Raw genomic sequence first — 10,378 nt, forward strand, 5'->3', positions numbered from 1 at the left:
GTCCGCGGCGGGAAGCTCACCCCCCTCCCTAACCCTCCCCCCCAAGGGGGGAGGGGATAAATCCGCCTTCGTCCGCACGACGACCACCGGCCCGGCGAAAGCCGGCCGCGGCGGCAGCGGCTCGTCGGCCGGGACGCACCACAGCACCACGTCCGCCTGCCGCGATTGCTCGCGGCCGAGCCGCTGGGCTTGTTCCTCGATCGCGTCGGTCGAGTCCTGCCAGCCGGCCGTGTCGATCAGCTCGACCGGCACGCCGGCGAGGTCGATTTGCTTCGTCAAGTAATCGCGCGTCGTCCCGGCGACGGGGCTGACGAGCGCAACGCCGTCGCGGGAAAGGGCGTTGAACAGGCTGCTCTTCCCGGCGTTCGGCGCGCCGACGAGCGCGACGCGGACGGCCCGGCCGCTGACCGTGCGGGCGTCGAGTTGCCGCCGCAGGTTCGTGAGTTGGGCCAGCCCGGCGGCGATGCGGGTGAGCTGTTCAGGCTTGCCGACGAACTCGATGTCCTCGTCCACGAAGTCGAGGCCGGCTTCCACGTCCGCGAGCAGGCTGAGCAGGTCGTCGCGGAGGGCGTCCATCGGCCGCGCGAGGCCGCCGGACAGCTGCGCGAGGGCCTGCTTCAACTCGTCGTCGGAGCCGGCCTCGATCACCGCGAGGACGGCTTCGGCGCGGGTGAGGTCTTTCTTCCCACTGAGGAAGGCACGGAGGGTGAACTCGCCGGGCTGGGCCGGCCGCGCGCCGGCGGCGAGCAGGTCGGCGACGAGCCGCTCGACGAGCGGCGGGGAGGAGATCGTGTGCAGCTCGATCAGGTCTTGCCCGGTATAGGACTTCGGTGCGCGGAAGAAGTAGCCGTCGGCCGGTAGCGGCGAGTGGACGCCGGTGAGCCGCAGCTGCCCCGGCGTGACGTGCCGGGTGGAATCGGTGAGCTGGCGTTGGACCGTGGAAGTGAAGAGGGCGTTCACGACGCCGACGGCGTTCGGCCCGCTGACGCGGACGATGGCCCGCGCGCCGAGGCCGGGGGCCGACGAGACGGCGACGATCGTGTCCTCGGGGTGCGGGAGCATACGGGCATGGTAGCAACCGACCGACCCGAGTGCTTACCGTAGGTCGGCCCTACCGGGACCGACCACCTTTCCGGCTCGGAGAGCATTCCCCCATTTCGGGGAGCCGTTCGCGGGAGGAACGCGGTCGGCCCGGCAGGGCCGACCTACTCAGGGTCGCCGTTCTCCCGCTATTCCTTACTGAGGCCCCAGGTGACGTTCGCACACGGCGTCGCGACCGAGCCGGCGAACCACGCCCGGTCGATCTGGTTGATCGGGTCGAACACTAGCCTCGCCAGCCCATGCTGAATCGGAAGCCGGTTGTTCCGCTCCAGGTCCGACAGCGGACAGTAAAAAAAGTATCCACCGCCGAGAGCCTGAATTTCGGCGATTCCCCGCCGCGACAACCAGTAGTACGTGCCGCCGTAGAGCGTCAGCAGCAACCCGAGGTAGACGCCCCACCGCAGGAAGCGTCGCCGCCAGCGGGCCGCCACGTCCGGGGTCATCGGCCGGCCTCCAGCAGCAGCACGGCCGGCCGTTCCAGGTGGCGCTTCACGGCGTTGCCGAAGACCGCGCCGATCGCGCCGTCCACGATCCGGTGGTCGAACGAGAACGACAGGTAGCCCACGTCCGTCGGCCGCAGGTCGCCGTGCTCGTCGTAGACTGGTCGCTTCACCACCTTGCCGACGCCGAGGATGCCGACCTCCGGGTGGTTGATGATCGGCGTCGAGATCAGCCCGCCGATGCTGCCGATCGACGTGATCGTGAACGTCCCGCCCCGCAAGTCGTCGATCTTCGACCGGCCGGCCCGCGCGTCGTCGCTGAGCCGCTCGATTTCGCGGGCGATGTTCGCCAGGTCGCGGCGGTCGGCGTCCTTGATGACCGGGACGAGCAGCCCGTGCGGGGCGGCGACGGCGATGCCGACGTGGTAGCGGTCGTGCAGCGTCACCTCGTGCTTGTCCTCGTCGAAGGTGGCGTTCACCACCGGCACTTCCTTCAGCGCCCGCGTCACGGCCTTCACGATGAACGACAGGTACGTGAGCTTCACGTTCGCCTTGTACAGGTGCTCGCTGAGCTGTTGGCGGAGGCGGACGACCTCGGTGAAGTCGCACTCGTCGATGTAGCTGTAGTGCGGGATGTGCCGCTTGGACGCGAGCATCTTCTCGGCGATCTTCTTCCGCATCCCGGCGAGCTGCTGCCGCGTCCCGGCCCGGCCGAAGTCGAACTGAAAGTGTTCCGTCGTCTTCGGCGTCCCGTTCGCCCCGGTCTTCGGCGGCTTCAGCAGCGGGGCGAGGTCGTCGAGCAGGATGCGGCCGCCGGGGCCGCTGCCGCGGACGCGGGCGAGGTCGATGTTGAACTTCCGCGCCAGGTGGCGGACCGACGGCGCGGCGACCGGCGTGCCGACGGTTTGCGTCGAAGGCTGCGACTGCACCGGCGCGATGCGGACCTCGGCCGCGGCGACCGGCTCGGCCGGGGCGGCGACATCGCCGCCGTCGTACTTCAGCACGACCTCGCCGACCTTGACCTTGCTCCCGGCCGGCGCGACGGTCTCGGCGATCGTGCCGGCGAACGGCGACGGGACTTCCATCGTCGCCTTGTCGGAGAGGACTTCCATGAGCGACTGGCCGCGGCGGACGGCGTCGCCGGGGCGGACCATCCACCGCACGAGTTCGACCTCGTACAGCCCTTCGCCCATCGGCGGCAGCGGGAAGTCGGTCATACGCGTTCCTCCGCCAGCTCCCGCAATGCGTCGCGGATGCCGGGCAGTTGCGGGACCGTGTTCTGCTCGTACACCTGGTTCAGCCCGATCCCCGGCACGTGCTTCCCCATCAAGAGACGCGGCTTCGCCAGCAGGTCGTAGAAGTGCTCGTCCACGACCCGCCGGAGGAGGTGCTCGCCGAAGTTCGTCACCTCGGTGTCCTCGTTAACGATCAGCACCCGGCCGGTCTTCGTGACGCTGCGGGAGACCATCGGCCAGTCATACGGGAAGATGCTCCGCAAGTCGATCACGTCGAACGTGAACCCGAAGTCGCGGTTGAGTTCGTCCGCGGCCTGGGCGCACAGCGGCAGCGTGCGGCCGTAGCTGACGACGGTGGCGGCCGTGCCCTCGCGGACGAGGCTGCCGGTCCCGAGCGGGACAAAGTATTCCTTCACGTCCGGCCATTGTGGTTGCCAACGGGTGCGGTCGCCAACCGGCGCGTCGATGAGCCGCGACAATTCTTCCGGGTCGTCCGGCTCGCCGGGGATGAGCTTGTCGCCCTTCAGCCGCAGCAGCGCCTTCGGCAGCAGCACCATGACCGGGTTCGGGTCCGCAATCGCGGAGAGCATAAGGCCGTAGGCGTCGAGCGCGTTCGACGGCATGACGATCTTCCAACCCGCCAGCCGCGACGCCCAGCTCTCGAAGCTGTGCGAGTGGTACAGGCTGCCGCGGATGCCGGACCCGGACGGCGTCATCAGCACGATCGGCATCTCGAAGTTGCCGGCCGACGCCCACCGCTGGTTGCCGGCGATCTTCAACAGGTCGATGACGTTGAACGCATAGTCGCAGAACTGGATTTCGCACACCGGGCGGCCGCCGGCGTAGGCGATGCCCATCGCCGTGCCGACGATACCCCGCTCGTCGAGCGGCGAGTTCCAGGCCGTTTTTAGACCTTGCGTGGCGGTGAACACGCCGCCGAGCGGGGGGCCGACGTCCTCGCCGAAGATGTCCGTCACCCCCAGGTGGGTTTCACCGTAGTGGAGGGCGAGACGGACGGCTTGGACCAGGGTTGCCATGGTCGGACCAGTGCAAAGTTTGAAATGAAAAATGAAAAAATTCAAGACATCGAACGGTACGTGGTCGCTGTGATCGCGCCGAGGATTTTCATGATCTCCGTCGATTCGTCCAACAGCGGTTGAACCACCGGCTTCGGCAACACTTCGCATTCCAGCAGCAGCCGCAACCAGTAGTTCGTCTGCCGGGCTTCCTTCAACGCATGGGTCATGCGGTGGGCGAAGTCGGAACGATCATGAGCGGCCTGGGCCTCCTCGACGATGGACCCGATGGCCGTGCCGGAACGAAGGAGTTGGTAGCCGAAGGTCCGCTGCACTCCGGACGCTTCGATCAGTTGCGTGCAGAGTTGCACGACCCGGAGGGCGAACTGGAACGTCCGCGGCACGATGTCCGGCTTTTCATTTCGCATTTTTCATTTCACATTTTGCACTGTTCCGGGAAGTCCGGTGTAGTCGAGCGGATAGACGGCATCGAACTTACTTCGCGAGTACGTAAATCGTTCCACGTCATCCCGCGTCGGCTTCGCCTCGCTCGTCGCCTGCACGACGGCCGCGTCCGCTTCCTCCTTCGCCTCGGCCTTCATCGCCCGCACCTGCTCGGCGTCGATCGCGTCTGCGTCGATCAGCTTCTGCTCGAACAGCGCCACGCAATCCGCCTCGGCCCAACTCCGCTGCGCCCCGCTCGACGACGAGTGCCCGTGCAGCCGGCTGACCATCGCCTCCAGCAGAAACGGTTTCCGCTCCGTGCGGACGTACTTCATCGCGCGGGCGATGGCGTGCCAGCTCGCGATCGGGTCGTTCCCGTCCACGGTTTCGGCCCGCATGTCGTAGGGCGACGCCCGGTCCGCGATCCGCCGCTCGCCGTGCTGCCCCTTCGCCGGGGTGCTGATGCCGTACTGGTTGTTCGTCACCACCATCAGCACGGGAAGCTCGTTGCCCGGCCGGTTCGCCCACACCAGGCAGCTCTCGAAGTCCCCCTCCGCCGACCCCGCGTCGCCGCCGGTGACGATGGTGAGGCCGTCGCCGCCGTGCCGCCTCTGCATCAGCGCCGTGCCGGGGGCCATGACGTACTGGACCTCGATCACGCTCGTCACCGGCACGACGTTCCACGCCGGGATGGCGTAGTGGCCGACGAAATTCCGGCCGCGGCTGAACGGGTCGGTCGCGGTCATCGCCAGTTGGCGGACGTGATCGACCATCGGCATGCCCATCGCGAGCAGCATCCCGCTGCCGCGGTAGTGCAAGTGCAGGTAGTCGAACGCCGGGCCGGCCCCCTTGTGGACCTGCATGCCGAGGCCGACGTTGAACGCCTCCTCGCCGGGGCCGCCGATCCAGAAGTACGCCTCCCCGGACTTCGACATCTTGATCGCCCGCTCCTCGAGCGCGCGGGTGCGGACCATGTGGCGGAACAGGGTGAGCGCGAGTTCGACCGAGAGCGTTTCGCGGCCCGAGCGGACGGCGAGGGAAGCGACGGCCTTGGCGGACCGTCGCGGCTGAACGTGTGATTCGTCTAGCGGCTCCGACATCGCACACCTCGACGCGAGAACGAGCGGGTGCTGAACTTGACGGGATGTACGAATTATATCCCGCCCCGGATGGGATGGTAAACCGGATTCGCGATTCGGCGGAAGGGCAGTCGTGGAACCCGGAGCGGGAGCGACGGGGTGTCCGGCTCGGCAACACACCCCATCGCTCCCGCTCCGGGTTCCACAAGGGGGAGCATTTCGCGGCCCGGTCGGTTAAGATAACGGAGCCTCTCGCCGAAGGAGTCCCCGCCATGCGTTTCCTGCTCGTGGTTGTCGCCCTCGTCCCGGCCCTCGTTTCCGCCGCCCCGGTCCCGAAGGGGACGAAGGGCAGCTGGGTCGGCAAGCCGGCGTTCCTCAAGGGGCCGAACGTCCGGCTCACGACCGTCCTCGCGAACGGCACGGAGCGAAAGGTCGCGATCCCGCAAGGGACGTACTCCTACGTCGTCACGAAGGTGACCGAGGACCGCGTCGAGGTGCTGTACGGGACCGGCAAGCTCACCGCGTACTTCAACCGCGACGACGTGCTGCGGGGGGCGGAGGCCATCGACTACCACACGGCGGCGCTCAGCCAGAACGCGAAGGACGCGTACCACCTCACCGGCCGGGCGGAGGCGAACGCGGCCGAGGGGAAGCTCGACGCCGCCGAGGCCGACTACGCGCTGCTGCTGGCCTCCGACCCGAACAACCTCGACTTCCGCGTCAAGCGGGCGGCGTTCCGCATGACCGCGAAGCGGTTCGAGCAGGCCATCGAGGACTACGAGAAGCTCGGCGAGCTGAACGCGAACTACAAGGAGTGGTCGCTGCAGCGGACGGCCGAGGCGAAGGCCGGGCTGAAGAAGTTCGACGAGGCCCTCGCCGACCTCACGAAGGCGCTGGAGAACTCGCAAAACCGGACGGGCCTCCTCCTTTCCCGCGGCATCATGTACTCGCGGGCCGGGAAGCACGACAAGTCGCTGGAAGACTACGAAGAGATCCTGAAGACCGACCCGAACAACGCGGTCGCGATCAACAACATCGCGTGGCTGAAGGCCACCTGCCCGGACGCGAAGTACCGGGACGGCAAGGCGGCCGTCGAGCAGGCGACGAAGGCGTGCGAGCTGACGCAGTGGAAGAACGCCGGGCACATCGACACGCTCGCGGCGGCCTACGCCGAGGCCGGCGACTTCGAGAAGGCGGTGAAGTACCAGACGGACGTGGTGAACGACGAGGCCCTGGTCCGCCGGGAGGGGGACGAGCTGAAGGAGCGGCTGGAGCTGTACAAGCAGAAGAAGCCGTACCGCCTGCCGGACGAGACGAAGAAGAAGTGAAAACCGTCATTAGTGATTAGTGATTGGTGATTTGACCAATCACCAATCACCAATCACTAATCACACTGCCGAGCACCGCCATCCGCACGGCGAGGCCGTTCTCGACCTGTTGCAGGATCGCCGAGTTCGGGCCGTCGGCCACGTCCGGCGTGATCTCCACCCCGCGGTTGATCGGCCCCGGCGCGAGGATCAGCACGTCCGGCTTCGCCGCCTTCATGCGGTCCCTCGTCATGCCGAAGACGTGCGCGTACTCGCCGACGGACGGGAAGAACGCGCTCCGCTGCCGCTCGAACTGCACCCGCAACAGGTTCACCACGTCGCACCGCGGCAGGATGTCGTCCAAATCGTCGGCAATCTCCACGTCAAACTGCTTCACCTCCGGCGGCACGAGCGTCGGCGGGCCGCACACGATGACGTGCGCCCCCAGCTTCTTCAGCCCGTGGATGTTGCTGCGGGCGACCCGGCTGTGCAGGATGTCGCCGACGAGCGCGACCGTCAGCCCGGCGACCTTCCCCTTCCGCTGGCGGACGGTGAGGATGTCGAGCAGCCCCTGCGTCGGGTGCTCGTGGCTGCCGTCCCCGGCGTTCACGACGCTGACGTGCGGCAACAGGTGGCGGGTGAGCATCTCCGGCGCGCCGGACGACGTGTGCCGGACGACGACGGCGTCGATGCCCATCGCCTCGATGTTGCGGACGGTGTCGATGAACGTCTCGCCCTTCGACGTACTCGACCCGCCGGGGGAGAAGTCCTGCACGTCGCCGCCGAGCCGCCGGGCGGCGAGCTGGAAGCTGATCTTCGTCCGCGTGGACGGCTCGAAGAAGAGCGTGACGACGAGCTTGCCCTTGAGGTCGTCCCGCTTCGGCGTGCTGCCGACGCCGACGCCGAGGTAGGACTCGGCGCGGTCGAGCAACTTCGTGATGTCGGCGGCGGAGAGCTTTTCGAGTCCGAGCAGGTGTTTCATGGCGACCCCGTTTGTGCAGAATATATGAGGTCGCCCCGCGGGAGGCCGCGACCCGCGACCGCCGCTCACCCCGAGTTCCCATGACCCCGCGACCACCCCGTTCTACCTGGACGACCCTGACGGACGAGCAACGGCTCGCCCAGTGCGAGGTGGATACGTACCGGGCGAGTGGCCCCGGCGGGCAGAAGCGGAACAAGACCTCGTCCGCCGTGCGGCTGCGGCACGTCCCGACGGGCCTGATCGTGATCGCGGAGGAGAGCCGGTCGCAGCACGAGAACAAGGCAAAAGCCCTGAAGCGGCTGTACCGCGCCCTCTTCCTGGAGCTGCGGGACGACGTGCCGCGCGAGGCCGAGGCGCTGCAAGCGATTCCCGAGTGGCAGGCGGTTCTGACCGACGGCCGCGTTCACCTCGGTGCGAAGGACGCGCGGTTCTGGCCGGCGGCGGGGCTGGCCCTCGACGTGATGAACGCGGTCGCGGCCCAAGTGAGCACGGCCGCGGAACTCCTCGGCGTGTCCACGGCGAACCTGATCGACTTCCTCCAAGCCGACCCGAAGCTCTGGCAGGAGGCGAACCGCCTGCGGTCGGCGTTCGGGCAGAAGCCTTTGCGAAACCGTGATTAGTGATTGGTGATTGGTGATTGGCTTCCTTCTCCAGTTGCGAATCACCAATCACCAATCACCAATCACCAATCACTTCTTTTCGCGAACCTTGTGCATCAGCGCGTCCCGCACCCGCGGGTGGAGGAACTTCGACAGGTCGCCGCCGAGGACCGCGATCTGCCGCAGCAGCGAACTGCTGACGTGCGAGAACTCCTCCTTCGACATCAGGAACACCGTCTCCAGTTCCGGGTCGAGGTTCAGGTTCATGAGCGACATCGTGAACTCGTACTCCATGTCCGAGAGCGTCCGCAGGCCGCGGAGCATGATGCGCGCGCCGACGGACCGCACGAACCGCACGGCCAAGCCTTCCATCTTGTGAATCTGCACGTTCGGCAGGTCGGCGCACACGTCGTGCAGCAACTCGACCCGCTCGTCGAGGGTGAACAGGGTGGTCTTGTCCGGGTTGTTGCCGACGCCGACGATGAGCGTGTCGAACAGCTTGCTGCCGCGGACGATGGCGTCGTAGTGGCCGAGGTGGACGGGGTCGAACGTGCCGGTGTACACGGCCACGCGGGGGTTCAACGGCGTCGGCATGAGCGGCCCTCCGGGAACGACTTCCGCTATGATTGTGGCATCGGCCGACGCCGCCAACGGGGATTCCGGCCGGCCGCCGCAAAATTCGGGAGCCGCCGCCGGATGTTCTTCGACAACCAGTCCACGCCGTTCGACGTGCGGTTCCGCCTCGGGCCGTTCCCGGTCAAGGTGAACCCGTTCTTCTGGCTGAGCATGGCGATCGTCGGCGCGCCGTACTTCGACGCCGGGTTCGACCTCGGCCTCATCTGGATCGCGTGCGGGTTCGTGTCGATCCTGTGGCACGAACTCGGGCACACGGTCGCGATGCGGTACTACGGGTCGCCGGCGCGGATCGAGTTGTTCGCGTTCGGCGGCGTCGCGATCCCGAGTTACGTCGCCACGTCGCCGTGGCGGCGGATGATGATCGCGGCCGCCGGGCCGCTCGCCGGGTTCGGGCTGCTCGGCTTGGTCTGGGGGTCGAACAAGGCGTTCGGGTGGGGCGAGGTCGGGAATCACAAGTACCTCGTGGCCCTCTACCTGATGCTGACCGCGATCAACCTGTTCTGGAACCTGTTGAACCTGCTGCCGATCTGGCCGCTGGACGGGAGCAAGATTTTCCGCGAGGTGCTGGTCGTCCGCAACGCCCGGCAGCCGGACTACGTGACGATGAAGGTGTCGCTCTACACGGCGGTCTTCCTCGGCGTCGTCGGCGTGATCGTGAACTTCGGGCCGGCCGACCTGAAGCGGACGATCTTCGAGCAGTGGCCGTGGTGGCTGGCGTGGGCGATCCCCGGCCCGATGATGACGCTGTTCGTGTTCTTGATGGCGTACCAGAGCTACTTGCTCATGCAGCAGTTCAACCGCCCGCGGCTGTACGTCGAGGACGACGACCGCCTCCCGTGGGAGCGGCGGTGAGTCACGCCAGCCCGGCCGCGACCGCGCGGCCGAGCAGCAACAACTTCTCCCGCTTCGATACCGTCGGCCGGCGGGACCACACGTCGAAGCCGATCCGCTCGATCGCAGCCAGCGTCGCCTCGCCGCCGCGGATGAACAGGTCCACGTCGATCCGCACCCGCTTCGGGATCAGCGGCAACAATTGCTTCCCGCGCGCGAAGTAGCCGCGGGTGCGGTCCACCTCGAACCGCATCAGCTCCGCGAACGCCGGCGTGAACCGGCGGGCGTGCAGGTCGGCGTCCGCGTACCCGAACCGGCGGCGGTCCTCTTCAGGAAGGTACACGCGGCCGATGGCCAGGTCGCGGGCCACGTCCTGCCAGAAGTTCGCGAGCTGCAACCCGGTGCAAACTTCGTCGGACAGCGCCCCACGCTCCTCGTCGTGGCACTCGAACAGGTACAGCACGAGGCGGCCGACCGGGTTCGCGGAGTGGCGGCAGTAGCCGACGAGGTCCGCGAACGTGGCGTAGGACTTCTGCCGCTGGTCTTGCTCGAACGCGACGAGCAGGTCGAGGAACGGCCGCGGCGGGATGTTGAACTTGCGCACGGTTTCGCGGAGGGCGATCATGACCGGATGCCGCGGGCGGCCGAAATCTGGTCCCCTCTCCCCCGGCTTTGCGGGGGAGAGGGTTAGGGTGAGGGGGTTCGAGC

The 10,378-nt window shown here is 67.4% G+C and carries 12 protein-coding genes; 3 read left to right on the forward strand and 9 right to left on the reverse strand.

What is annotated here, in order from left to right; genetic code table 11:
* From AC5JJ2_RS00005 to AC5JJ2_RS00030, 6 genes are all read right to left on the reverse strand, one after another.
* Positions 1-1,062, reverse strand: a 1,062-nt coding sequence (locus AC5JJ2_RS00005; protein ID WP_495855900.1) for a tRNA modification GTPase, incomplete at its 3' end; no start/stop codon positions are given.
* A gap of 167 nt (positions 1,063-1,229) precedes the next feature.
* Positions 1,230-1,544, reverse strand: coding sequence for a hypothetical protein (locus AC5JJ2_RS00010; protein WP_495855901.1), 315 nt, complete (start codon positions 1,542-1,544; stop codon positions 1,230-1,232).
* Entirely contained in the window at positions 1,541-2,758 is a 1,218-nt protein-coding gene (locus AC5JJ2_RS00015) for a dihydrolipoamide acetyltransferase family protein (protein ID WP_495855902.1), read from the reverse strand. The genes AC5JJ2_RS00010 and AC5JJ2_RS00015 overlap by 4 nt, the downstream gene beginning before the upstream one ends.
* Positions 2,755-3,813, reverse strand: coding sequence for an alpha-ketoacid dehydrogenase subunit beta (locus tag AC5JJ2_RS00020; protein ID WP_495855903.1), 1,059 nt, complete (start codon positions 3,811-3,813; stop codon positions 2,755-2,757). The genes AC5JJ2_RS00015 and AC5JJ2_RS00020 overlap by 4 nt, the downstream gene beginning before the upstream one ends.
* 41 nt (positions 3,814-3,854) lie before the next feature.
* Positions 3,855-4,220, reverse strand: coding sequence for a four helix bundle protein (locus AC5JJ2_RS00025; RefSeq protein WP_495855904.1), 366 nt, complete (start codon positions 4,218-4,220; stop codon positions 3,855-3,857).
* A 3-nt stretch (positions 4,221-4,223) separates the two neighbouring features.
* Positions 4,224-5,336, reverse strand: coding sequence for a thiamine pyrophosphate-dependent dehydrogenase E1 component subunit alpha (locus AC5JJ2_RS00030; RefSeq protein WP_495855905.1), 1,113 nt, complete (start codon positions 5,334-5,336; stop codon positions 4,224-4,226).
* Positions 5,337-5,587: 251 nt separating this feature from the next.
* Between AC5JJ2_RS00030 and AC5JJ2_RS00035 the strand changes: the two genes are divergently transcribed.
* Positions 5,588-6,643, forward strand: a complete 1,056-nt coding sequence (locus AC5JJ2_RS00035; RefSeq protein ID WP_495855906.1) for a tetratricopeptide repeat protein — start codon at positions 5,588-5,590, stop codon at positions 6,641-6,643.
* Positions 6,644-6,689: 46 nt separating this feature from the next.
* Here AC5JJ2_RS00035 and AC5JJ2_RS00040 read toward each other — a convergent pair whose 3' ends face one another.
* Entirely contained in the window at positions 6,690-7,604 is a 915-nt protein-coding gene (locus AC5JJ2_RS00040; RefSeq protein WP_495855907.1) for an aspartate carbamoyltransferase catalytic subunit, read from the reverse strand.
* An 80-nt stretch (positions 7,605-7,684) separates the two neighbouring features.
* On the opposite strand from AC5JJ2_RS00040, the gene AC5JJ2_RS00045 reads away from it, so the two are divergent.
* Positions 7,685-8,224, forward strand: a complete 540-nt coding sequence (locus tag AC5JJ2_RS00045) for a peptide chain release factor family protein (RefSeq protein ID WP_495855908.1) — start codon at positions 7,685-7,687, stop codon at positions 8,222-8,224.
* Between the two features lie 69 nt (positions 8,225-8,293).
* Here the strand turns inward: AC5JJ2_RS00045 and coaD are convergent, their stop codons facing one another.
* Positions 8,294-8,797 (reverse strand): pantetheine-phosphate adenylyltransferase, encoded by a 504-nt coding sequence (gene coaD, locus AC5JJ2_RS00050; RefSeq protein WP_495855909.1) that lies wholly within the window; start codon positions 8,795-8,797, stop codon positions 8,294-8,296.
* Between the two features lie 102 nt (positions 8,798-8,899).
* Between coaD and AC5JJ2_RS00055 the strand changes: the two genes are divergently transcribed.
* Positions 8,900-9,691: a site-2 protease family protein gene (locus tag AC5JJ2_RS00055; RefSeq protein ID WP_495855910.1), complete on the forward strand. Its 792-nt coding sequence runs from the start codon at positions 8,900-8,902 to the stop codon at positions 9,689-9,691.
* Between the two features lies 1 nt (position 9,692).
* Here AC5JJ2_RS00055 and hpnC read toward each other — a convergent pair.
* On the reverse strand, positions 9,693-10,378 hold a 686-nt coding region (gene hpnC, locus AC5JJ2_RS00060), incomplete at its 5' end, for a squalene synthase HpnC (protein WP_495855911.1).

This window comes from Limnoglobus sp. (assembly GCF_059499385.1).